This window comes from Amycolatopsis pigmentata (assembly GCF_042684065.1).
Taxonomy (GTDB): domain Bacteria; phylum Actinomycetota; class Actinomycetes; order Mycobacteriales; family Pseudonocardiaceae; genus Amycolatopsis_E; species Amycolatopsis_E pigmentata.
The window spans coordinates 67,897-92,100 of sequence record NZ_JBHUKR010000023.1 but is presented as its reverse complement, the minus strand read 5'-3'; the positions used below and the strand labels follow the sequence as shown (position 1 = coordinate 92,100).

The following is a 24,204-nucleotide window of genomic DNA, read 5'->3' as shown; positions in this document are numbered from 1 at the left end:
ATCCCTCACGCGTGGGCGTCGACCGCGACCGGTGCGAGTTCCGGGTCCGTGCGATCGCCCCGGACGGCGAGCACCGTCAGGCCCGTGGCAAGGACCGAGCCGATCGCCAGCACGGGCCAGACGTGGTGCCCGAAACGCAGGAAGAGCCAGGCGCCGAGCACCGGTCCGGCGGCGGTACCGCTGGAGAGCATCAACTGGAACGCGCCGATGTACTGGGTCTTCAGCCGGGCCGGCGCCCGGATACCGGGGTAGGCGAAGGTGGCGGGGCCACCGACGATCTCCCCGAGTGACCAGACGAGCGTGGCGCCCAGGATGACCGCCGGGACCGCGGGGAGTCCGTAGGCCGCGACCCCGGTCCCGATCAGCGCCAGGCCGAGGCCCAGGGTCAGCCGGATCGGCCACGCCTGCGTGTGTTTGGTGACCACCAATTCGAACGCGATGACCATCAACCCGTTGAGCGCGACCGCCAGGGTGTACCAGAGGACGGGAATCCCGCTCGCCTGGACATCCAGCGGGAGGGTGGAGAGGTACTGCACGTATACCGCGCCCTGGCAGAACATCGCGACGAGATACAGCAGGTATTTCCGGTCGCGCAGCATTTCCCGGTAGCCACCGCGGACGACGACCTCGGTTTTCTGCGCGTCATGGCGGCCAGGGAGCGTGAAACCGGCGAGGAGGGCATATGCCACCGCGACCACGGCTTCGCACCAGAACACCATTCCGTAGCGGTCGCCTCCCAGGTGGTAGAGACCGAAGCCCAGCAACGGGGCCACGGTCGCGCCGAGGTTCAGGCAGAACCGGTACATCGCGAAGATCATGACCTGGCGGCCTTCGGACACCAGATCGGACAACAGGGCCGCCGACGCCGGGCGGTAGAACTGCGCGGCCATGCTGGCCAGGGCCACCGCGATGAGGATCAGCCCGTAGGAGGGCAGGTACAGCATCGAAGCCATGAGCACACCCGCACTGCTCATGCTGATCACGGTGGCGGTGCGCGCGCCGATCCGGGCGGAGAGGACACCGCCGGCCAGTACCCCGGCGATGCCACCTACCCCGTAGACGCCGACGGCCAGTGCTGCCTGTTCCTCGCCGTACCCGCTGGAAAGCAGGAACAGAACGAGAAAGATGTTGAGAAAACCGCTCAGGCGGTTGATGAAGACGCCCGCGAGCAGTGTCTTCACCGCGGGTGGAGCTTCGCGGAAGGCAGCGACGACGCTCGCGCGCTCCGGGCGGCCGGTCACGTCCGGTTCACGGTGATCGTGACGGCATCGCGGACCTGTTTCTCCAGCGCGTCCAGTTCCCCCGGGGCCGGGGCGTCGATGAAGAACGTGACCGAGCGGTCGTCGGAACTGGCGGGCGGGACCAGCGCGCTGCCACGCGGCTTCAGCACCAGCACCGCGCGCAGGGTGGGCCCGTCGTCGAGGCCTGGCGGGATCTCCGGCCACACACCGCTTTCGCCGATCCACACCGGCTCGACGCCGGGCCAGTCGACGGTGACATCGGCGAGCACACCGGGTTCGTGTTCGAGGTAGACCTGCCGCGTGAAGCGGCGTGGCGCCGGGTAGGACGCCTCCTCGCCGAGGGCGATGCGGATGATCTCGGGCTCCAGCGGCACACCGGTGGCGAGGTGATAGAGGACCAGCAGCCCGTCGCCGGGTGTGCGGCCGGCGATCTCCATCAGGACCGGCTGTCCGTCCTCGCCGACCCGCCACTCCGAGTGCGCGATCCCGTCGGAGAAACCGAGGCGCTCCAGCAGAATCTCGTTGGCCTTGAGCAGCCGGTCGTGCACGTCCTGGTCCGGCGTCGGCACGCTGTGCGCGAGTTCGACGAAGGTACGGGCGTGCGAGTCGGTGGTCTCCTTGGTGGTCGGGGACGCGAACAGGACACGACCGTGCTGCACAAGGCTTTCCACGGAGTACTCCGGGCCCATGACCTTCTGCTCGACCAGTACCACTTCGTGGTCCGGATAATGTGCGATCCGTTCTCGCAGCTCTGTCTCGTCCAGCACCGTCTCGACACCGGAACTCGAAGCGCGGGCGGCCGGCTTCACCACGGCGGGATAGGTGACCGCGTGGAGATCGGCCGAATCCCGTTGCCCGGTGGGAATGGTCAGCGACCGGGGGCTCAGTTCGGGCACGTACCACCGCTGAAGGTACTTGCTGCGACAGGCGCGGCTCGCCCGCAGCCCGGGTGATGGCACACCCAGGCCGTCGCAGAGCAGCCCGGTGGGCTCGGCGAGGTAGTCCCCGACGGCATAGGCGCCGACGATCCGGTAGCGCTCGCGCCAGGCGGTGGTGTGGGCGACGGCGCCCGCGACGAACGCCCCCTGCACGGTGAAATCGCCGGACACGTAGGCGATCTCGGTGATCTGTGAGGCCGGGTTCGTGGGATCGGACATCGCCCCGGTGGCCTGGCCGCGGTAGGACTCGGCGGTGATCACGAGGATTTTCAGGCCGCGCCGGGTCAGCTCGTCGAGGTAGAGCGGGTTACGCCGGATCACCGGAAACGAGCCGGTCAGGATGAAGGCACCGGGTGCCGCTGGCGTGGACCGGGTCATGCGCGCTGCTCCTCTTCCGGCGATGCCTCGCGGGCATCGCCAAGATCGTCAAGGTCTTGGTGGTGGCTGAGGGGAATTCCGTGGTCGCGCAGGTGATCGAGCAGGCGCGCGGCGGCCGCGGCGTTCGGGGCGGCTTGGGTCAGTCCTGGCGGGAGGGCGCCGGAGAGGATCTCGCGGACCCCGAAGGCCAGCGGCACCGACACGCAGCGGGACATCGCGCTGTCGGCGGGATCGCCGGTGAGATCCAGCCGGTATTCCCCTGACCAGCGCTTTCCGTCGTCGCGAACGACGGTGAGCGCGACCGTCAGGACCACCCGGTCCCGGTCGGTGGCGGTGGTCGGGTACCGGGCCGCGAGGTCCCGCGCCAGTGCGGTGATGCGGTCGTCGTCACCCGACCGGACCTCCGCGAACACGTCCTCCCACGCGGACAGCCAACCGTCGAGCCGCAGCGTGCCCCGCACGAAGGTGTCGAGTCGCCATGCCGCCGGAATGCCGTATCCGTCGACGTAGGGCAGGCTGTCACGGTTGGGATATACCTCGAACTTCTCCTGACCGAGGGGGAGGGAACGCGTGACCTCCCACGGCAGTGGGGCGAGGAGTTCGACGCCCCCTTCGATGTATCGGGCCGGTGACCGCAACGCGGTCAGCACCCCCCGGGGCGCCCAGCTGAAGCGGTATCGAAACTCGTTCGGCTCGGCGGGTACACCGCCGCAGTACGAGGTGAAGCTCGCCGTAGCGGGTTCGGTGTCTCCAAGCGCCTTTTTCGCCGCGTCGACGAGCAGGTCCGCGAAGAGGTGGTCGATTCCCGGGTCCAGCCCGGACTCGGTGAGCACGGACAGCCCGGCTTCGGCCGCTCGCCCGGCGCCGTCCCGGATCTCTTCCGAGGTGTAGCTGCTGCACGCGAAATGCGCACCGGAATCGAGACTCGTCCGCAGCACCCCGGCGTGTTCCGTGCCCGGGAGCATCGAGACGACGACGTCACCCGGCGCGATTTCCCTTGCCAGCGCGCCATGGTCGAACGCTCGCGCCTCCGCGAGGCCGGTGGCGCCCACGCGGCGCAGGCACTCATCGGCGCGCTCGGCCGTCCGGCCCCACACGACGACCCGGGACGCGACACCCGTCAGCACCTTCAGGCCGCGACCGGTCGACAAGCCGGTGCCGATCCAGTGGACGGTTCCAGGAAGTCTCTCAGGCATGGGAATCCTCCCGTCGAAGGCCGAGGTTCGCGGTGACCTCGTCGAAGGTGTCCAGGCAGCGTCGCCAGCCGGGCGACATCGGGTCGAGCGAGCGCAGATGCGGTACCAGCTGGGCGGAAAAGTCGAGGCTGGCCTCGCGCGGCAGCAGCGACGGCAGGTTGTCGATCGCGATGAGGTCCAGAGGAGCGCTCGCGTCGCCGAGCCTGCGCACCGGGTCGGTCCAGGTGGTGACCTCGTCGTAGATCGGCAGGGTGTGGAAAGGCGAGTCGACGTCGCAGGTGACGTCGGAGACCACCGACAGGCGGCGGGGCCACCGCAGTGTTTCGTCCGTGAGCAACGGCGTGCCGGGCCCGGTGGCGAGCACGGCGTTCACGAGGACGTCGTGCTCGAGGATCGCGGGGATGTCGAGAACGCGGGTTTCTTCGATGTCCCAACGGGTCGGGTCGGCGCCCGCGACTTCCAGCGCGGCGCACGCGCCTCGCCCGCAGCGCCCGAGCGCGCCGATCACCAGTGCCCGCACGGGTGCGCCGGCCGACCGCAGCGCGTCGTCCAGCTCCTCCTTGCCGCCCGGTTCCAGGGGTGCCCCGAGTCGTCCACGACTGTGCAGCACGGCCAGCGCCGCGCCCGCATACCCGGCCCAGTATCCGAAGGCGGCGAGTCGCCGTCCGTCGGCGGCGACGAGGAATTCCAGGTCCAGCAACGCGCCGCCGCCTTCGGTGAACCTGCGCAGCAGCGTGTGGGCATGGCGCTGCTTCTTGTAGGCATGGCCGAAATAGATGTGCCGGTGGCGGAGCGCGGCCGGTTCGTCCGGCAGTTCCTTCAGCCCGACGACGAATTCGTCCACCGGCGCGTCCCGCCAGCTGCCGGGCGGCGCGAGCACACATCCCGCGGCCGCGTATTCCTCGTCGGGGAACACGCGTTGTGCCGATTTCTCGACGGTGAGGACGATTCCGGCACCGACCAGGACGGCGGCGTCGCCGGGGGAGATCGGCGCCCGCCGCTCGGTCGGCCGGGTTTCGTGCCGCATCGTGATTCGCACGGTCATCAGAGCACCAGCTCCGCCGTGGTTTCCCCGGCCGGCCCGGCGGTGGCGATTTCCTTGAGCAGCGGCTGTTCCAGGAAGTACGCGAACGACGCGTAGCCACGCCAGATCCGCCGCCATTCCCCGGCGATGGCGGCTTCGCCGCTGGTTCGCCGAACCCGGTCGAGGTAGCTGACGATGATGTCGGCCGCCTGTTTCGCGTGGCCCGCCGAGAAGTTGTCGATGGTCAGATGCGCCTGCTCGTAGCAGTCGTCGAAGCCGTGGTGGCGCAGTTTCTGGATCTCGTGCAGCCGCATCTCGCCCGAGCCGAACATCTCGATGGCGAGGTTGTAGCCGAGGATCTCGTTGTAGAAGCGGTCCGGGAAAAGACACATGCACAGTTGTTGCAACGCGAACCCGTAGAGGTCGTCGGGCAGGTCGTCCTGGTCCATGAAGGCCGCGTCGCGAATGTGCGGAAGATCGATGCCCATGCTGGCCAGAGCGCGCCGGGTGAGGGTGAGATGGTTCTTGCGGACGTCTCCGTTTCCCATTTCGTCGGCGTAGATGGCGAAAAGCATGGCGTCGCTTTCCCGCTCCTGTCTGCCGGTTCTGCCGAGCCGGTGCAGCCACGCCCCGTCGATGAGGTAGGTCAGGTGGTAGGTGTTCTGCCGGAACAGCACCTCGTCGACATCGGGGATCTCGGTCAGCGGCCGATACGGGTCCACCAGCTTCTCCCAGTAGATTCGCTCAGCTCGTTGATAGAGGGCGTCGGGGCTGTATTCGAAGAAGCTCGCGTCGGTATAGTAGCCGCCCGCGCCGTGCTCGAAGAGGATTTCGGCTTCCTGGAAGCATTTCTCCGCCCGCGCGGCGGCCAGCGGCAGCGTGTTGGGGAAGTTTTCGATGTTGACCAGGCGGTAGAAGAACTCTCGGTGATCCGCGGGTTCCTCTTCGGACACCACGATATCGGCGGGCCGAGCCTCGGCGATCGCGTCACGCCAGGAGCGGGCGTGCGCGTCGCCCGCGGTGTTCGGTGGCACCACGATGTCCGGACGTTCGCCGGCCTGGACGGTGGCCACCCATTCGGCGAGTGCTCGTGCCTCGGTCTCAGCGAAGATGCCGAACATCGGGCCGCCGAACCGGATCGCGGCGAGGAAGGCGCAGTCGCCGTCCGGCCGTGCTCTCAGGAACGGCGATTCGCGGAACTCGGTGAGAAACGTGGTCAGCGCCCTCTCGTCGACCTGTCCGGCCGCCCGGCCGAAGTGGCCGAATATGTCCACAAGCGACAGTCCGCCGACCCGGATCGTCCCGTGCTGGCGTCCGGCGAGCGGAGCGTGCCGCGCGATGATCTCCGCGACCTTCGACTCCAGCGACTGCGACCTCCGGAATTCGGCGAGCTCACCGAGCATCGCGACGTGCTGTCGCTCCAGCGCGAGGGTGAGCACCACGGCCGCGAAGACCCGGTCGAGTTCGTCGTCGCTCGCGAGCCGCGCGTATTCGGCGAGCAGCGCGCGCAGGTCGGGTTCGGGAAGCGGCGGTGAGGTGCCGAGCATCCGGTCGTCGACACCGAGTGCGTAAGACGCGTAGTGCACGCCGACGACCTCCGGCAGGAAGTTCGCGGGCAGCACCGCGAGCGCCAGCGGAAAACACCCGAGCAGAATCGTGAGGTCGCGCGCCCGCGCTTGATCGAGGAAATCGGCCGCGGCGACGTCGCCCAGCGCCGCACCCGCGTCCTCCAGCGCGCGGGAGCGCCGGTACCGGGCGGAACCGCGTGCGTCGCCGCCACCGCGGAGCACGAAATGCTGGGCGAAGAGCTCGTTGACCACGACCGCGGGCTGGGTCGCGGGCTGGGACACGACATCCAGCCAGCACCCGGCCAGCAGGCCGAGCACGCCACGCTGGCGCAGTATCTCGGCTCGCACTTCCGGGCCTTCGGCGCTCAACTCGTCCAGCCGCGGCGCGAGTTCGTCGCGGGCCCTTTCGACCAGCGCGGCGACCGCTCCGGCGAAGTCCCCGGACGGCCGTCCCGCTTCCGCCAGTTTCCGGCCGCGGGTCAAGAACGCCTCGAGCACGTGCCGTGCCACCAGCAGGGTCGACTCGGACTCCTGCCCGTGCATCAGGACACGGAACAGTTCGCGGGGCTCGTCGGCGAGCACGGCCATCGCCGTCTCGCGGGCCTTGGCGCCGACGTGGAACGGAAGTCCCGGCAGCGCGGTGGTGGTGTCGGGCGGCACGAACGTTTGCTTGGGGGGCATCAACCTTACCTCTTGTCTTGCTGGTCGTGAGCCGGTTTGCGGAGCAGAACGCCGAGGCGGGATCCGGGGATGCTGGACGCCAGCAGATAGCAGCCGCCGGGCCGGATCCGTCCGGCTTCTTCCCGGTCGGCGAGGTTGAGCACCGGATCGGCGGCGAAACAGTGCCCGACGCGGGGGACGTTGGCGGTGTGCAGCTGATCGGGGGAGAAACCCGCCTGCCGCTCCTTCATCACCAGCAACGGCAGGAAGATGTTGGCGTGCAGCAGGGCGTCGAGTTCGCCGACCTTCATGTCCAGCGGACCGAACAGGCTCTCGTTGACCTGCCGCGCAAGGTCGGAGCTGATCTCCGCGGACCAGTCCAGGGAAGCGGTTTCCTGGGCGTTCGCGCACCCAAGTACCTCGTAGGCGTCCTCGTGCGCGCCGTCGGCGGTGATCAGGCACCCCGCCGAACCGTCGCTGAAGAGCGCGTAACCGGTGATGCGGTCGGCCTCGTCGAACACGCGGTCCGCGGTGACCACGAGAATCCGCCGGTAGCGGCGGGCGGCCACCAGCGCGCAGGCGATGTCGATCCCGGCGAGCAGGTTCACACAGCGGTTGAGGCTCAGGCCGTAGACGGGGATGTCGCCCAGTCCGAGGTCGGTCAGCACGGTTCGGACGAACGTGCCGTGGCCCTCCGGCTTGCCGGGCACGAACGTCGAGCAGAACACGAGTGCGTCGATGTCGGCAGGATTCGTTCCGGTGGCGCGCAGTGTCGCGGCACCGGCGTCGACGGCCAGTTCGCCGAGATCGCGCGTGGTCCGGAAGACGCTGCCCCAGCCCCAGAGCGAGGCATTGGGCGCGAGGCCGAATTTCTCGGCCTTCGCTTCCAGATCCGGCAGTTCGGTGTGGTCCAGTTCCTCCTCACCGAGCACGTATCGTGGCCCTCGCAGAAAAACCCCCGCACTGTCCACTTCAGATCACCTCCACGTGCCGGTCGGCACCGGCGACCGACCGGAGCAGGTCGACGACCGGTGCGGGGTCGGGGTCGAAGTAGAAATGGCCCCCGTCGGCCCGGTGGTGCGCGGGCGGCGCGGCGCATTCGCGGTGCCACGGTTCGACTTCGGCCTCGCCGACGTGCGGATCTTCGCGGCCGACGAGCACCGAGACACCGATCTCCAATGGCGGGGCCGGACGGTAGCGGTAGCCGACCGCCAGCTCGAAGTCCGCCTTGAGCCCGGGCAGCAACAGCGCGAGTACGTCTTCGTCGGCGACCACCTCGGGCGGGAACTGCCCGAAGAACGCCAGCGCCTCGGCGAACTCCCTGCCCTCCAGCTTCGCGATGTCCCGGACCCGCCGCGACGGCAGCAGCGACGGCGCGGAGATGCCCGATACGACGAGATGCCGCAGGTTCGGCAGATCGCGGAGCCTGCGGGCCACTTCGAACGCCAGCAGCCCGCCGAAGCTGTGCCCGAACAGGTGAATCGGACGAGGATCGGTGCGCGCCGACTCCGCGATCGCCGCCGCGGCCTTCTCGGCCAGCGCGTCGAACGGTGGCAACGGCTCGTGCGCCCGGTGGGCCTTGCCCGGCGGGCAAACGGCCACGATGTCGGCATCGGCGTCGAGGCCGGGCTGCCAGCTGAGGTAGGTGCGGGGATCGCCCCCGGCGTAGGGGAAGCAGAACACGCGTGCGTGACGGTTGTCACCGCGGGAGACGAACCATTCGGGTTCAGGCATCCGTCGCCTCCTTTTCCGGTCGGTCGAATGCGAAGGAGCGGGTGGTGGACAGCACCGGATCACCGGGTCGGACGAGCAACTCGCCCCGGCGGGGCCACACCACGACCGCCGCGACCGTCCGTTCCCGGCGAAGGTCGCCGGTACCCTCGACCCGGATCGGCGCGGTGGCCAGCAAGGCGAAGTGATCCTCGCCGTCGGCCTCGGCGGGCAGCTCCGCGACGCCGCCTTGACAGGTCTTCAACCGCAGGCGGGAGAAGTTGCGGGCGAACACGTTCAGCTCGTCGTGCCCGGCGAAATCCGGATGGAGAAAGTGGTTGGTGTGGAAGGACTCCGGGCCCTCGCGGACCCGCATCTCGTCGCCGAGCACCTCGACCCAGGCCGTCGTCCGCGCATCGCACAGGGTGAGCGACCGGGAACTGGCCAGGCGTAGCCCGCGCAGGATCTCCACCGCCTCGTCGACACTGCCCGCGGTGTCCAGGAGATGCCGGATCGCCAGGTACGGCGGCAGGCCGGGCCGCCAGTCGCCGCCGAGCACGAGGTTCAGACCGATCGCGAGCCCGTCGGTGTTCACGCCGAGATAGCCGAGCAACCCGCCGAAGCTCAGCACGAGCGAGCGCCGCGGGCCCGTCGAGACGTCGAGGACGGCGATGTGCTCGTCGAGGTCGCCGTTGAGGTCCACGGTCTGTGCCAGTACCGGCTCCTGCCCGGTGGAACGGGCGTAGGTGGTGCAGTCGCCGAGCGTCGGGACCCGTTGGTAGCCCAGGATTTCCCGGCGGACCTGCAGCAGGGTGGCCTCGTCTTCGGTGATGCCGGCTCCGACGGCGAGGCCGCGCATTTCCTCGGCCAGTTCCGGCGTGGCGGCTTCGATCGCGGCACGGTAGCTCCCGAGAAGCGGGCGCAGGCGGTCGAGCCGGACCGGTTCCTCCAGCAACGCGTCGAGACGGCACAGGCCGTCGTCGAGGAAGGCCCGCAACCGCCGCGCCAGCGCCTCGCCGTGTGCCCGGCCGCGCTCGAAGGCGTCACCGCGGAGGCGCACGAACGGCAACGTCATGATTCGCGGAGCCTCACCTTCGGCCCGGCCAGCAACTGGTCCCGCACGGAAGGCCATTCGCCCCGCAGCACGCTGTAGTACACGGCGTCCCGGCGGCGCCCGCCCGGCATCGGGTTGAAACTGCGCAGGATGCCTTCCTCGGTCGCCCCGATGTTGCGGAGCCCCTGGCGCGCCTGCAGGTTCAGCGCGTCGGTCTTGAACTCGACCCGCTCGGCGCCCAGATCCTCGAAGGCCTCCCGCATCATGAGGAACTTCGCCCAGCGGTTGACCCCTTGACCATGGAACTTCACCCCGAGCCAGGACCAGCCGATCTCCAGCCGGCCGGCGCTTTCGGCGATGGCGCAGAAGCTCATGCTGCCCGCGACCAGCCCGGACCGGCGATCGGTGATCACGTAGACCACGCGTTGCCCCGCCGCCTGGTCGTCGACCGCGTTGTCGAAGAACGCGTCGAATTCTTCGTCGGTTTCGATCAGCTGGACGAAGTAGCGCCAGATGGCCGGATCCATCGCCTGCTCGCGCAGCGGCTCCCGGTCCCCTTCGGCGATCGGCCGCAGCAGGACGTGCTCGTTGGCCAGTTCGACGCGAGCGCGTTCGGCCCAGTTCAGCATTTTTCCTCCGCGAGTTTGCGCGCCCCGGCGATCGTGGCGCGAGTGGACACAAGGGGTGTCATCTCAGGCCACCGCCCCGGTGTGGCGGGCCAGCGCGCTCGTCACGTCCCGGAGTGTCCGCATCGCCGCCACGTCGGGCTCGGTGAAGGACTCCAGCGCGACGCCGGTGTCGTCGCAGGCGGCCATGAGGAACACGACCTTTTTCATCGACGTCAGGCCGTAGTCGTCGGCCAGGTCGACGTCAGGTTCGATGGCCTCGGGCGCGAGGCCGTTCCCGAGGACCCGTGTCAGGTTCTCGCGGACCGCGTTCTCGACCGCGCCGGCGTGGCCCGGTTCAGCAGCAGACATGGATACTCCCGTGGATGTCGTGGATCTCGTGGTGGTAGCGCTCGGCGATACGGGCACGCAGCGGTTTGAACTGTGAGGTCAGCAGGCCGTTGTCGACGCTGAAGGGTTCACGGGCGATGACGACCTTGCGAATCTGTTCGTCCTGGCCGAACGCGGCGTTGGTGCGGGCGAGTTGTTCGGCCACGGCGGCCTCGTCGACGGGCACCGCCGCGGGCGAGACCACCGCCACGAGATAGGTCTGCGTGGGGCAGAACACCACGCATTCCTCGATCTCCCTGGACGCGCGCATGTGCTCCTCGATCGGACGCACGACCACTTTCCTACCGTTCTCCAGCACGATCACGTCGTCCGCGCGGCCGCGGATGTAGAGATAGCCGTCCTCGTCGAGGTAGCCGAGATCACCGGTGCGCACCGTGCCGTTCTCACCGAAAACGCGTTCCGACACGCCGGGCGGCGCGTATTCATAACGGTGGCAGACCGGATACCGGCTCCGGACACTGATCACACCCTCGTGGTCGAGCAGCACTTCCTTGTGGGGCAACACTTTGCCCACGCTGCCGGGCCGGTGCGCGCCGGGATGGTTCTTCGTCACGATGCAGGTTTCGTTCAGGCCGTAGCCCTCGTAGATCGGCAGGCCCGCGTCGGTGAAGAACCGCAGGACCTCCGAGCCCGCGGGCGCCGACCCCGTCCACAGGTAACGGATCCGGTCCCCGAAGACCTTCCGCGCGCCCTCGGCGAGGGCTTCGGCGGGCGCGGTCTCGGGCCCGGAACGCTGCACCTGTCGCTCGATATAGCTCTTCGCGGTCTCGAAGAAGCCAGGCACGCCCATCACGACCGTGGGGCGGGCCCGCCGCAGCGTCACGAACGCCGCCTCATACGTGCTGAGCGTGACGTCGTGGCCGAAGCGCAGCGCGGAATAGATCCAGTACCTCTGTTGGAGCACCGACAGGGGCAGGAACACGAACAGGTTGTCGTCCTCGCCGTGGGCGAAGATCTCCTGCACCGCGGTTATCCCACTGTCGATGCTGCCGACCGAGGCCGTCAGGCCCTTCGGCTCCCCGGTGCTGCCCGAGGTGAGCTTGATCGTCGTGAAGTCCTCCGGTTCGTAGCGGACCGGCTCGGGCGCCTCCGCCGACTGTGCGAGCGTTCGCGCCTCGGCGACCGGCAGCAGTCGGGGCGCCGCGTCGTCGGCGCCGTGAGCGAAGAACACGGCCAGCCCGTAACGCTCGATCAGCGCTGGGTCGGGCTCGAACTTCGCCGGATCGAACCCGACGGTCACCGCCCCGATCCGCAGCGCGGCGAGGTCGAGCAGCACCCACTCCAGGCAGTTCGGCGCGAGCACACCGACCCGGTCGCCCCGGGCGACGCCCAGTTCGAGCAGCGCGCCCGCGAGCCGCCCGGCCATCGCGTGCACGTCCTGGAGGTCGAACTCTTCGGTCCGGTCGAGCCGGGCGACCGAGAGCCGGTGCCCGGCCCGTGGTGGTTCGGTGTTGATGTGGTTGAGGATCGAGGTTGTCATCGAGGTTGTCATCGCCGCGCCCCCTTCCTGGCTGGTGTCGCGGCGATCCGGGCCGCCATGGTGCGTACGGTGTCCACTTCGGGCAACCGGTCGAGCGTGAGGGTCACGCCGAACCGCTTGCGTACTCCGGCGAGGATGCGTGCGGCGGCCAGTGAATCGCCGCCGAGTTCGAACAGCGTGGTCGTGACACCCGGCTCGGTGGCGCTCTTGAGCACCTTCGTCCACAAGGCGGCGACTTCGCGTTCCAGTTGAGTGTCCGCTCCTTCGCCCTCGGCCACCGGCTCGGGTGCCGCAGGTCGCCACCGCAGCAGCTTCGCGCGGTCCACCTTTCCGTTGCGGGTCAACGGCAGGCTCTCGTGCCAATACACGGCCGCGGGCACCATGTAGTGGGGGAGGACCCGCCGCAATTCCTCGCCGAGCGTGGTGGCGTTCGGCCGCTCGTCACCGGCGGGCACCAGGTGTGCCACGAGCCGGTCGCCGTTCGTCCCCGTTTCCCGGGCCACCACGGCGTGCCGCACCGGGGCGAGCGCGACCAGGCGGGTCTCCACCTCACCCGCTTCGATCCGGTATCCGTTCACCTTGATCTGGAAGTCGGCGCGGCCGAGGATCTCGATCTCCCCGCTGGGCAGGTAACGGCCGAGGTCGCCGGTGCGGTAGAGCCGCTCACCGCGCACCGCGTCGTGGAAGAACCGCTCCGCGGTGCGTGCCGGGTCACCCCAGTAGCCGCGGGCGAGACCCATACCGGCGGCACAGATTTCACCGGTGACCCAGTTCGGCAGGTCGCGGCCCGCACTGTCCACAATGTAGGCCCGGTTGTTCGCGTTCGGCTTGCCGTAAGGAATGCTCTCGGAGCCGTCCTCGTCCTCGCCGACCGGGTGCAGGATGTTCCAGATGGTGGTCTCGGTCGGCCCGCCGAGCGAGACCACTTCCAGACCGGGTTTGAGCTTCCGCAGCGCGGCGGGCAGGGCGGGCGGCAACCGGTCGCCGCTCATCATCACCAGCCGAAGCGCCTCCGGCGCCTCGGCGCCCTCGGTCTCCACGTGTTCGTGCAGCAGCGAGACGATCGCGGGTACCGAATTCCACACCGTGACCCCGGTTTCGCCGCACAACGACAACCAGTGCGCCGGGTCCGCCGCACGCTCGGCGTCCGGGAGCACCAGAGCGGCTCCCGCCGAGAGTGCGCCGAACACGTCGTAGACCGAGAGATCGAAATTGAACGCGCTGATCGCGAAGAACCGGTCGGCAGGCCCGATCCCGAAGCGCCGGTTGCAGTCCGCGACGACGTTGGCGACGTTGCGATGCGTGACCATCACGCCCTTGGGCTCGCCCGTGGTGCCCGAGGTGTAGAGCACGTAGGCCAGATCATCGGGCGACGCGCCGGGCGCGTGTTCGAGGGGACCCGCCGGGTTCGCGGGCTCGGCGAGATCCAGGGCCAGCACGGCACGGGTGCCGTCCTGGTGGCCCGCGTTGGTGAGCACGCACCGCGCGCCGGAGTCCCGCAACAGGTACTCCCGCCGTTCGGCGGGCAACGTCGCGTCGACCGGCAGGTACGCCGCTCCGGCGATGACCGCGGCGAGGATGCCGGCCACCTGTTCCGGACCGCGTGTCATCACGAGGCCGACCGGTTCGTCGCGACGAATTCCGTTGTGCCGCAACCATTCCGCGGCGCGGAGGGCGTGCGCACGAAGCTCGCCGTAGGTGACGCGCCCGGTGGAGGTGAAGATCGCCGAGGCGTCCGGCGCGGCCTCGGCGCGAGCCAGGAACGCATCCTGCAACAGTTGTGAACCCGGGACGGGGATCTCGGTGCGGTTCGCTTCGGCCCGGCTGCGGCGCTGGTCCTCGGGCAGCAGGTCGAACAGCCGCTCCTGCCAGGACGTCTTGTCGAGCAGCAGTTCGAGCAACCGTTGGTATCCGCTCACCAGCGCTTCGATCAGGCCGTCCGGGAACAGCCCGTTGACGCTGTCGAACTGCACCACCAGGCCGCCGTGCTGCTCGAACGGTGAGACGTCCAGCCACACCTGTGGCGTCTGGCTCGAGGTCCAGACCTCGGGTCCGAACAGTTCCAGCGCCGAGCCGTCCGCGCCGTCGTAACCGATGGCGCTGTTGAAGGTGTAGGGCATGCGCGCGTCCGCGCCGTCCATCCGGGCGAACTCCCGCAGCACATCGATACCGGAGAAATGCCGGTTGTCCAGCGATTCCCGCAGCGATGCCTGGATCGCCAGGGCCCGCTGGGCGAACGTCTCACCGTCGAGCGCGACCTGCACCAGCATGGTCTCCCCGAAATTGCCGAGCGCGGTGTGGATCCGGGGATGGATCGGCGGCCGGTTGGCCACCGTCGTGTTGAGCGTGAACCGGTTTCCCGCGCCCCAACTCGCGAGCGTTTCGGCGTACGCGGCGAGGAGCACGCCGGACGGAGTCAGGCCGGCGTCGGCGGCACGGGCCTTCAACGCTGTCCATTGTGTCTCGTCGAGCCGGGCGAAATGGGCCGTGAAGCGTGGCCGTGTGATGCCCGACGGGCTGGTGCGCAAGGGAAGGTCCGGGTGCGGCGCCAGGTCGTCGAGCCGTTCGAGCCAGTACTGGCGCGAACGCTCGGCGGGAGCCCGGGTGCGCGCCCGCTCCTGTGCCGCCACATAGTCGGAGAAGGACGCCTCCGGCCCGTCGTCCTCGACCCGGCCGTGCTCGTAGGCCGACCACCAGTGCCGGAAGAACAGGAACATGCTGATCGCGTCCAGGATCAGGCCGTCGTGATCGACGTGCAGCACCATCCTGTCGTCGGCGAGGACGGTGACGTCCACAGCCAGCAGGGGCGCCTCGTCCGCGGGCAGCATGCGGTGCCCCCGTTCCTCCCGCATGGCCCGGCGATGAGCCTGCTGCGCCTCGGGGGCCTGCCCACGCAGGTCGTGTCGCCCTATTCCCACCTCGGCCGAGCGCTGCTCGACCTGCGTGCCGTCGTCGTTGAACCGGGTACGCAGGATGCCGTGGCGGGCCACCACCGAGCGCAGCGCCTCCTCCAGGCGGTCGAGGTCCCAGCAGCCCTCGATCTCGTGGTACACGTGGCTGGCGGTGGCGCCGATCTCCACGTGCTCCTCGCGGCCGATGAGATAGCCGCGCTGCAACGCGGTGATGCCGAACGCGGGCGAGGTGTCCAGACAGGACAGCAACGCGGGCTTGTTCGCCTTGATCAGGCCGATCAGTTCGGCGTCCATGCGCTCGCGCGGACCCTGCAACCGCAGGTCCCCACCGGTGGCCTCGATGCTCAGGCCACGGGCCCGCAACTCCCGCAGTACCTCGGCGGGGCTCATCGCGCCACCTCCGCGTGCTCCCGGACCACGTCCTCGGGCAGGTCACGCGCCAGAGACGACGCCAGGTCCGCGACGTCTTGGCCGCTGAGCAGGCCGGCGAGCGGTACGTCCGCGCCCAGCGCCTCGGTCAGCTGGTACTGGAGCGCGACGGCCTGCATCGACTGCATGCCCAGGTCGACCAGCGACCGGTCGTGCACCGGCGCGTCGGCGGGCAGCCGCAGCACCTCCCGCACCACGGTGGAAAGCCAGGGCAGCAGGGGAGAATCCTCCTTCTCGCCGAAGAAGACCCGCCCGGCCAGGTCGATGGTCGTGCCAGCGGACACGAGCCGGACCGAGCGCGGCCACCGGGTTGCCGGAGGTTCACCAAGCGCCCCGGCGAGCGCCGTCGCGAACCTGGGCATCACCGGGGTACCGCAGATGGCCAGCAGACGAGCCGCGGCGAGTTCGAGCGCGACGGCCGTGCGGGCCTCGTCCCGCCACGGGTCGACGTCGGCCGCTGGCGCCTCGCTCCGGGAAAACGCCCGGACGTCGTCGACGAGGCCGAGGAGAGCCTCCGCGGCCTGGTTGAGCGAAAATCCGTCTTGCCCCAGGCTGCGGGTCAGTTCCGCGAGCCGTTCGGTGAGGCGGGCGAGGAACGCGCTGTGCTCGGGCGTCCAGACTCCCGCGTCGGGCGCCTTGCCGCCGTACCGCCGCTCGATGCGCTCGCCGAGGTCGGTCAGCCAACCTTGCCACTGCGTACCGAGGCGCTCTTCGACGAAGGCGTCGAACTCGCCGGGGTCGAAGTTGGTACGCCTGCCTTCGGGCCGGGTCAGCGCGAGGTAAAGCCGCACACCGTCCACAGTGGATGGGCTGAGCACGTCCCGGCCCCACACCGCGTGGCGCCTGCTGGTGGAGAACTTGCTGTGCTGGAGCAGATAGAACTCGTTGAGGTGGTAGTCGATTCCGGGCTCCCAGCCGGGGTAGGCCGCCCGGTAGAGGGCGGGGATCACGATGGGGTGGAAGAAGCTGCCGTCCGCCCCGAGGAAGTGCACGATCTTCCAGTCCGCGCCGGGCTCGGCCGAACGCCAGCCGTGGCCGGTCGTCTCTCCCAGCGCCTCGACGCCGTGGAGGATGCTGAACGCGTAGTCGACCCACGACCAGATGACCTGGCCCTCCGTTCCCGCTTCGGCGGGCACGACGCCCCACTCGGCGGGATGCGTCAGCGGCACATCGAGCCGTTCGCGGGCGAAGACCCGTCCGGCGAGTTCCTTCACCGACGCGGGCACGCGGCCACGCCGGTGGTGTTCGGTCACATAACCGGCCAGTTCGTGCAGCGCGAGCGAGTATCGCTTCACGGTGCCCTCGTTCGGGGTCGCCTGGGACGCGGTCGACACCGGGTCGACGAGATCGGCGACCGAGTTCGGCTCACGGCAGCCCTCGCAGATGTTGCCGCCAGTGCGCTCGCCGCAGGACGGGCAGGTCCCGGTCACCCCCGCCTCGTAGAGGTAGGCCCCGGTGACCGGGTCGAACAGCGCCGCGGCCTCCTCCGCCCGTACCTCGTCCGCGGCCAGGAGCCGGGTGAAAAAGGCCCGTAACGCGTCGGGGTAGGTCTCGTCGGCGCTCGTCGCGGTGTACTGGTGGACTTCGATATCCATCGCGGCCAGGGTTTCCCGGATCCGCCCGCTGTAGTGGGCCGCGGTCTCGGCCGGTGTGCGGCCCTCCTTCTCGGCGGCGGCCACGACGTAGTTCTGGAAGTCGTCGCTGCCGCACAGGTGCCACGCGTCGACGCCGTTCATCCGCTGGAACCGCGTGTAGGCATCGGCAGCGAAGAACGGGCCCGCCAGGTGACCGAGGTGCAGGTCGCCGTTGGGCGTGGGGGCCGAGGAGAACACGAACACCGGGCGCCGCCCGAAGCCCCGGCGGCCGGGTAGCGTGGCGGCTTCCGCGGCACGCGGCCCGTCGCGCCAGAAGAACGACACCAGCAGGAGGTCGGTTTCGCCGGTGTTGGTCACGTAATGGGTTTCGAACGGGTCGAACCGGACCACCGACCGGGCCCCGACAGGGTACTGTTCGCCGTCCACGGTCAACTCGCCCGCACCGGTGACGATCACCCACGTCTCGGTCTCGTCATGCTGGTGGGTCAGCGATCGCACGCCGGGCGCGACGCGTCCCCACGCGGCGCCCACGCCGATTTCGGCCACCGCGCCCGGGTCGACGGCGGAGGTGTCGATGCCGAACGACTTGCTCAGCGCTTCCTCGCTGAAGGTACTGATGTTCACGATCCACTCCCTGCTGGAGGCTGTAGAAGGTCGGCCGCTTCGGCCCCGATGGCGGGCGCCAGCCGGTAGCCCGAGCCGTTGGCGGCGCCGGCGAAGATCACGCGCCGGTTCTCGTCGAGCGGGCGGACCACCGGTTCGCCGGTGCCGCTGTAGGCGTCGCAGAACACCCGGCCCGAGGCACAGGCGTCCACCATCCCGGGCGCGTAGCGCCGGAGGATTTCCTTGGCCTCGCGGAGGTTCTCCGCGGTCAGCCCGGTGGCGGGCGAGTCGGGGTCGGCGTCCCATTCGGGGCAGGTGTAGCTGAAGAGCCAGTGTCCGCGCTCGGGCAGCGGCAGCAGGAAGGCGTCCTCCTGCTGGAACAACACCGCGCGCTCACCCGCCGCCGGCCGGCGCCGGACGTGCAACGCGACCACCTTCTTCACCCGCGCGCGCAGCGGTGCGACGAGGCCGGCCCACGCCGGGTCGGACAACCAGGGGCCCGGCGCCAGCACGACCCGACCCGCCGCGACCGTCTCTCCGGTGCCGAGGCGGAGCCGTACGTCGTCCGCCGTGACATCCAGGCACTCCACGCGCACGGCCTCGCGGACGTCGGCCTCGCTTCCCAGGTCGGTCACCACCGCCTGCGCCACCGCGGGCACGGCGGCGTAGTGCCCGCCGCTGATGTCCCACGCCGCGCTCCCGTCCGGAACCCGGACGCCTTCGGGCAACTCCCGCGCGGGTACCGCGTGGCACTCGGCGAGATACGTGTCCTCCAGCCCCTGCCCGTCGTCCGGACCGATCACGGTCATGGGAATCGGATGGATCGGCAGGCCGGGCCGGGCGCGTCGCAGGTCGGCGTAGAAACGATGGCTGTACCGGGTCATCCGGCGCACCCGCGGCGTCGCCCCGCGCGGGGTGTGCAGCCCGGCGGAGCGCAGGCTCGCCCCGCCCCCGACCGCGTCGCGATCGAGCAGCAGCACCGAAGCGCCGGGGGAGCGGCGCACGATTTCCCGCGCCGTCAGGCAACCGATGATGCCCGCGCCCAGCACCGCGATGTCGATCCGTTTGCCGGTACCGGTCACCGCGCTCACGCCCCGCGCAGTTCGGCGGAACGCTGCTTGGCCGACCAGCCGATGAACGAATCCAACTGGTCATTGGACACCACGCCGAGGAGGCGGTCGAGAATGCGCTGGCTCCGCCACGCCACCAGGCTCAGATTGGGGTCGGCGAGACCGCGCTGGCCGCGTGCCCCGTTCTGCAGGAACACGCTGCGGTTCCGGGGACCGTCCCACTCGACGGCGAAGTCGCGGTCGACCCGGAACTCCTCGCCCTCGCGGCCGAGACGATGCGCGATCGGCGCCAGGAAGTCCGTGGGCGCGGACCGGAAGCCCGTCGCCCACACCACGTGATCGGCCTCCACATGCTCGACCTGACCGGGATCGTCGTTACCGGTCACGGTCAGGTCCCACCCGCCGCGATCGGCTCGCACCTCGGTGACGGTGCGGTTGGGCAGCAGCGCGAACAGGTCCGCGCTGCCCTCGATGAACCGGCGCGTATAGCAGCGCTGATAGACCTCGCGGAGCGTGGCTTCCGAGATCCCGTCGCTGGTCAGCACGTTCTGCTCGTTGAGCGCGATCCGGGTCGGGCGTTCGAGCTCGAAGAAATAGTCCGAATAGCTCGGCACGTAGTATTCGTTGGTGAACGGGGTGTCGTCGATGGGGAAGTAATTGCGCCGCCGGGAGATCCAGGTGACCCGCCTCGGCAGGGCGGCGGGCGGCCGGGAGATCAACTCGAGAAACGCCTCCGCGCCCGACTGGCCGCCACCGACCACGGCGACGCGCTTTCCCGCGAGATCGGCCGATCTCTCGGCGTAATCCGAGACATGGAACTGCGTGCCGCCCAACTGGCCGCGCGCCGGTTCCGGGACCCACGGCTGATTGCCGACACCCACGACGATGTTTTCCGCGGTCACCACCCGTCGGCTGGTGTGCACGGTGAAAACGTGCTCGAACTCGATGCCGAGCACTTCTTCCCCGAACACGACGTTCTCGTTGATCCGGCTCGCCCACGCCAGGTAGTTGCGGAACTCCTGGCGCGGCACGGAATCGAACTGAGCATTCACGAAATGGTAGATACGACCGTGCTCGTGTAAATAGGACAGAAAAGAGAACCTGCTGGTCGGATCGGAGAGCGTCACCAGGTCCTTCAGCAGCGAGACCTGCAGCTTGGCACCCGCGATCTGCTGGCCGTCGTGCCAGCCGAACCGGTCCTTCCGGTCGAGGAAGAGGTTCGTCATCTGGGGTTTCCCGTACAGCAACGACGCCAGGCTCAGATTCGCCGGCCCGACCCCGACACCGACGCAGCGGTAGTGCTCGGGACGGGAATCACCCGATGTGCCGCCGCCGCTCACCGGGACCTCCGGCCATCGGTTTCTTCGCGTGAATTTTCCCCACTGTTTTTGGACATGCCAAATCCCCCTGTTGTGAAACGTCGATAAGGGTGTCGACGATCGCGACTACTTCGTGGGGCATGTCGAACCCGGATGAATTACCTCCCCGGTTCCCCCGCTGTGCGTCAACTGGTTTGTCCAGGCCGCGCCCCAACGGATTCAACGCTAGCACAGAGTTTGTGATCTTCCCACCATCATGGTGGAATCGCCGTTCCACCTGCTGGTTGTTTGGGCGAAGGGAGGAGCGGCTGCCGCCGATCAGCGCACAAGTTCGCGGAGTGCGCGGGAAATATTAGCCCGAACGAGTGAGAGTCCTTCCGGGTTTTCCGTTGATCATGTCCAAAACATGGGCGCGGGATCCGGGTCCGCACTCACTTGTCGGAAGGTGAACCCTTGGGCATCATGGCGGAAGTGAACCGAATCGCGAACCCGCGGCCCGCCGAGCGGACGCCGAATGTCCGAAAAGGATTCTCATTCCTTGCGGAAACTCTGGTGACACACCAGCTCGTAACTGTCACCGGGCCGCCCGGGGCGGGGAAGACCCGGTTGGCGGTGGCCGGCGCGCGGCACGCGGCCGCCGAATTCCCCGCGGGTGTCCGGATCGCCGAATTGGGGCCGCTTCCCGGCACCTTCGCCCAAGCCGTCGCGACCGCCCTGGACGTCACCGAACGACCCGCGGAGCCGCTGGCCGAAGCGCTGTGCACCGCACTACGCCAAGGCCGTTCCCTGCTCGTGCTCGATCATTGTGACGCCAGCCCCGCCGAGGCCGCGTCGCTCGCCACGCTACTGCTGGCGGGTTGTCCCGAACTGGTCATTCTGTTCACCGCGGAGAATCCTCTCGGTCTCGAAGGAGAGCGGGTGATCGAGGCGCACCGCGACGAGTCGCCGGTGCCGCTTGCCGTCGCACTGCTGGCGGCACGCAAAGGTGCGGACATTTTCGCCGCCACACGCTCGGGCGCCCTTTCCGATGTCCTCGGCGCGACCTACGGCTTGCTTCCGGTGGCAGAGCAGCGGCTGCTCCGGGCGATTTCCCTGTTCTGCCGCGGATTCGACACCGAGATGGCGGCGGCACTCACCGCTGTCCCGGTGCACGAGGCCTCCGTGGGCCTGGACCACCTCGCCGCGCTGGAGCTGCTCGCCGAACGAGACGGCCGGTGGTGGCTGCCCCGCCCGGTCCGGGAATTCGGGCTGACACGGCTGACGGATTCCGGCGAAATGGCGGAGGCCGTCGCGCGGCGACAGGAGTGGGCCACGGCCACGGCCGCCGAACTGGTTGGCCTCGTCGAAGAAGGTAAGCCGTGGCGTGCGCGGTTCGACCGGATCGCCGACGATCTCCGGGCCGCGGTCCGCGCGATTCCCGGCCCCGGCCCGCTCGCGCACACCCTCGCCCGTGCGCTCGCCGAACTGCTCTACGCACGGCAGTTCCTGGTCGAAGCGCGCGCCACTTTCGAACAGGCAGCGGCGGTCGCGCCCGGCGAACGCACCGCCGCGGCGGACCTGCGCACGGCGGCCGACGTCGCCATGACCGAACATCGCGGTGAACCCGCGTTGGCTCTGCTGGTGGAGGCCGCGCGCCGGTCGCGCCTCGGCGGTGACCCCGCGGGACAGGCGATCGCGCTGGCCTATGCGGTGTGCGTGGGGAACCGCTTTCCCGCCACCTTCACCGACCTGGTGCCTCACGAACGCCTGTGCGAGCTGATGGCGGAAGCCGAACAGGCCGCGGCGGTCACCGCCGATCCACTGACCGAGGCCTACCTCGCGGCGGCGAGGGCGTGGAACGCGACCGGCCTCAAGACCACCCCGGATCTCGCCCTCACCAAGGTCGCACTGGACGCCGCCCGCGCGACGGGGGAAGCGGTCCTGGTCTCCGGGGCGCTGGACGCGGTCAGTAGTGCCGATGGCTCGGCGGGCCGTTTCGCCGACGCCTACCGGGCTTGCGACGAGCGTCTCCGGCTGTTCGACCGGCTGCCCCGGCACGATCCGCGCATCGGCGTCGAAATCGTCGACACCTTGCACGTGGTGCCCCTGGTCGCGATTTCGGCGGGCGAACTGCCCGGTGCGATCCGCGCGGCCGAACGGTCCTGGGAGGACGAGCTCCGCGGGGAGTACATGCGGGCGAGCAAGTTCGTCGTCCCGCTGATGTTGAGCGGCCGGTTCGACGAGGCGGGAAAATACGCCGGAATCATGTGGGACGCGTGGAATCGGGTCGGGCGCCCGAGCGCGCGCTGGATGGCGCCCGCGGTGCACGCCGCCGGCCTGGTGCACGGCCTGCGCGCGCGACAGGCCGAATACGACGACTGGCTGGCGCGAGCCCACACGATGTCCGAAGCCGGAGTCCACAGTGGACTCTACGAGAGCTTCGCCGCGTTCGCGTTGCCGAGAGAGGCGTTGCAGCGGGGAGCCTACCGGGAGGCCGTCTCCGCGGCGGTGAACCTCAGCACCGCGCCCGCGTGGGACCAGTCGCCGCACCAGTTCTACGACGCGTATGCGTGGGCTGTCGCGGCCGAGGCGGCAGTTCTGGCCGGCCTGCCCGACGGGCCGGCGTGGCTCACCGCCGCCGCACCCGCGGGGCGCGAGAACGCCTGGGCCGCCGCATGCCTGGCCAGGGCACACGGACGCCTGCACCGCGATACGGCGGCGCTGCGCGACGCGGTGGAACGCTGGGAGCGGATCGGGGCGCGGCATGAGCGGGCGTGCACACTGTTGCTGCTGCCTGGCGCGCGGACCGAGGCGGAATCCGAGTTCGACGCGCTCGGCTGTCCGCTGCCGCCGGCATCGCTATGATTCCTGCCGCATCGTGGGGGCCGAGGGGAGAGCGGGTATGAGCACGGAGATGCTGGAGGCGGAAGGGGTCGAGAACCTTCTCGTCTGCCGTGACGAGGAAAGCGGCCTGCGTTCGATCATCGCCGTGCACGACACGACGCTGGGCGCCGCCCTCGGGGGTGTGCGCATGCGGCCTTACCCCAGTGAGGACGCGGCGGTCACCGAGTGCACGGCCCTGGCCGAGGCGATGACCCTCAAGGCAGCGGCGGCCGGGCTCGACCTCGGCGGTGGCTGGAGCGTCATCCTCGGCGACCCGCGCCAGGACAAGACGGATGCTTTGCTCCGCGCGCACGGACGGGCGATCGCGACCCTCGGTGGCCGGTTCATCCCGGTCAACGACGTCGGCACGACGCAGTCGGACATCGCGCTGATCGGCGAGGAGACCTCTCCGGTCTGCGCGCAGGACGACCCGTCGCCGATGACCGCGCTCGGTGTCGTGGAAGGAATCCGCGCGTGCGTTCGCCATCGCTCCGGCCGGACCGATCTCCGCGGCCTGCGCGTGAACGTCCAAGGCGCGGGGAACGTCGGCGCCTCGTTGGTGCGGCTGCTCTCCACCGAAGGAGCACACGTGACCGTCGCCGATGTCCTTCCCGGCCGGGCCGAGTCCGTCGCCGCCGAGACAGGGGCGCGGGTCGTCGAACCCGCCGGCCTGCCGGCCCTCGAATGCGACGTGCTGGCCCCGTGCGCGCTCGGTGGGATCATCACCGGCGAAACGGTCGGCTCGCTCCGATGCGGTGTGATCGCGGGCGGGGCGAACAACGTCCTCGATTCCCCGGAGCGTGCCGACGATCTGGCCGAACGCGACATCGTCTACGCCCCCGACTTCTGCGTCAACGCCGGCGGCCTGATCTTCTTGGCGGAGCAACTACTCGGCCATGATTTCGATCAGGCCAGGACCCGGGTACTGAGCATCGGAGACGTGATCGCCGATGTCCTCGATCGCGCGCATCGGGAGGGCATCTCCACCACGCGGGCCGCACACGACCTCGCCGAGGCCCGGCTCAAGTCATGACGCCTCAGGTCACCGCGCCACGGAGTGCGCCCCTGGTGACACACCAGCCTGATCACGACGCCGCGTCCTGTCGCTCGTGCGAGCTACCCCGAGTTGGCTCTGCGGGGTGACGCCCC

Annotated in this window: 17 protein-coding genes; 2 read left to right on the top strand and 15 right to left on the bottom strand. The window is 69.5% G+C overall.

The window, feature by feature from the left end:
• Window positions 1-5 precede the first annotated feature (5 nt).
• The 15 genes from ACFSXZ_RS36220 to ACFSXZ_RS36150 form a co-directional block, all read right to left on the bottom strand.
• Window positions 6-1,241 carry an MFS transporter gene (locus ACFSXZ_RS36220; RefSeq protein WP_378270566.1) on the bottom strand — a complete coding sequence of 412 codons (1,236 nt, stop codon included), beginning with the start codon at window positions 1,239-1,241 and terminating at the stop codon, window positions 6-8.
• Window positions 1,238-2,557: an ATP-grasp domain-containing protein gene (locus ACFSXZ_RS36215; RefSeq protein WP_378270565.1), complete on the bottom strand. Its 1,320-nt coding sequence runs from the start codon at window positions 2,555-2,557 to the stop codon at window positions 1,238-1,240. Before ACFSXZ_RS36215 ends, ACFSXZ_RS36220 begins: the two co-directional genes overlap by 4 nt.
• Window positions 2,554-3,753 (bottom strand): saccharopine dehydrogenase family protein, encoded by a 1,200-nt coding sequence (locus tag ACFSXZ_RS36210; protein WP_378270564.1) that lies wholly within the window; start codon window positions 3,751-3,753, stop codon window positions 2,554-2,556. The genes ACFSXZ_RS36215 and ACFSXZ_RS36210 overlap by 4 nt, the downstream gene beginning before the upstream one ends.
• Window positions 3,746-4,798, bottom strand: coding sequence for a saccharopine dehydrogenase (locus tag ACFSXZ_RS36205; protein ID WP_378270563.1), 1,053 nt, complete (start codon window positions 4,796-4,798; stop codon window positions 3,746-3,748). The genes ACFSXZ_RS36210 and ACFSXZ_RS36205 overlap by 8 nt, the downstream gene beginning before the upstream one ends.
• A complete protein-coding gene (locus ACFSXZ_RS36200) occupies window positions 4,798-7,026 on the bottom strand; it encodes an iron-containing redox enzyme family protein (protein WP_378270561.1) in 2,229 nt (742 codons plus the stop codon). The genes ACFSXZ_RS36205 and ACFSXZ_RS36200 overlap by 1 nt, the downstream gene beginning before the upstream one ends.
• A gap of 5 nt (window positions 7,027-7,031) precedes the next feature.
• Window positions 7,032-7,976, bottom strand: coding sequence for a hypothetical protein (locus ACFSXZ_RS36195; RefSeq protein ID WP_378270559.1), 945 nt, complete (start codon window positions 7,974-7,976; stop codon window positions 7,032-7,034).
• A gap of 1 nt (window position 7,977) precedes the next feature.
• Complete coding sequence (locus ACFSXZ_RS36190; protein ID WP_378270557.1) at window positions 7,978-8,739, bottom strand: thioesterase II family protein; 762 nt, start codon at window positions 8,737-8,739, stop codon at window positions 7,978-7,980.
• Window positions 8,732-9,790, bottom strand: coding sequence for a C45 family autoproteolytic acyltransferase/hydolase (locus ACFSXZ_RS36185; RefSeq protein WP_378270556.1), 1,059 nt, complete (start codon window positions 9,788-9,790; stop codon window positions 8,732-8,734). Before ACFSXZ_RS36185 ends, ACFSXZ_RS36190 begins: the two co-directional genes overlap by 8 nt.
• Window positions 9,787-10,398, bottom strand: coding sequence for a GNAT family N-acetyltransferase (locus tag ACFSXZ_RS36180; RefSeq protein ID WP_378270555.1), 612 nt, complete (start codon window positions 10,396-10,398; stop codon window positions 9,787-9,789). The genes ACFSXZ_RS36185 and ACFSXZ_RS36180 overlap by 4 nt, the downstream gene beginning before the upstream one ends.
• A gap of 63 nt (window positions 10,399-10,461) precedes the next feature.
• On the bottom strand, window positions 10,462-10,746 hold the full coding sequence (locus ACFSXZ_RS36175; protein ID WP_378270553.1) for an acyl carrier protein: 285 nt from the start codon (window positions 10,744-10,746) through the stop codon (window positions 10,462-10,464).
• Window positions 10,733-12,277, bottom strand: coding sequence for an AMP-binding protein (locus tag ACFSXZ_RS36170; RefSeq protein WP_378270552.1), 1,545 nt, complete (start codon window positions 12,275-12,277; stop codon window positions 10,733-10,735). Before ACFSXZ_RS36170 ends, ACFSXZ_RS36175 begins: the two co-directional genes overlap by 14 nt.
• Entirely contained in the window at window positions 12,274-15,567 is a 3,294-nt protein-coding gene (locus ACFSXZ_RS36165) for a non-ribosomal peptide synthetase (protein WP_378270550.1), read from the bottom strand. Before ACFSXZ_RS36165 ends, ACFSXZ_RS36170 begins: the two co-directional genes overlap by 4 nt.
• Window positions 15,564-17,825 (bottom strand): class I tRNA ligase family protein, encoded by a 2,262-nt coding sequence (locus ACFSXZ_RS36160; protein ID WP_378270548.1) that lies wholly within the window; start codon window positions 17,823-17,825, stop codon window positions 15,564-15,566. The genes ACFSXZ_RS36165 and ACFSXZ_RS36160 overlap by 4 nt, the downstream gene beginning before the upstream one ends.
• Window positions 17,822-18,895, bottom strand: coding sequence for an NAD(P)/FAD-dependent oxidoreductase (locus tag ACFSXZ_RS36155; protein WP_378270547.1), 1,074 nt, complete (start codon window positions 18,893-18,895; stop codon window positions 17,822-17,824). Before ACFSXZ_RS36155 ends, ACFSXZ_RS36160 begins: the two co-directional genes overlap by 4 nt.
• Window positions 18,892-20,214, bottom strand: a complete 1,323-nt coding sequence (locus tag ACFSXZ_RS36150) for a lysine N(6)-hydroxylase/L-ornithine N(5)-oxygenase family protein (RefSeq protein WP_378270546.1) — start codon at window positions 20,212-20,214, stop codon at window positions 18,892-18,894. The genes ACFSXZ_RS36155 and ACFSXZ_RS36150 overlap by 4 nt, the downstream gene beginning before the upstream one ends.
• Before the next feature lie 531 nt (window positions 20,215-20,745).
• Between ACFSXZ_RS36150 and ACFSXZ_RS36145 the strand changes: the two genes are divergently transcribed.
• The gene (locus tag ACFSXZ_RS36145) at window positions 20,746-23,037 is read left to right on the top strand and encodes a hypothetical protein (protein ID WP_378270545.1); all 2,292 of its coding nucleotides are present in this window, start codon (window positions 20,746-20,748) and stop codon (window positions 23,035-23,037) included.
• Between the two features lie 37 nt (window positions 23,038-23,074).
• Window positions 23,075-24,088, top strand: coding sequence for a Leu/Phe/Val dehydrogenase (locus ACFSXZ_RS36140; protein ID WP_378270544.1), 1,014 nt, complete (start codon window positions 23,075-23,077; stop codon window positions 24,086-24,088).
• Window positions 24,089-24,204 lie beyond the last annotated feature (116 nt).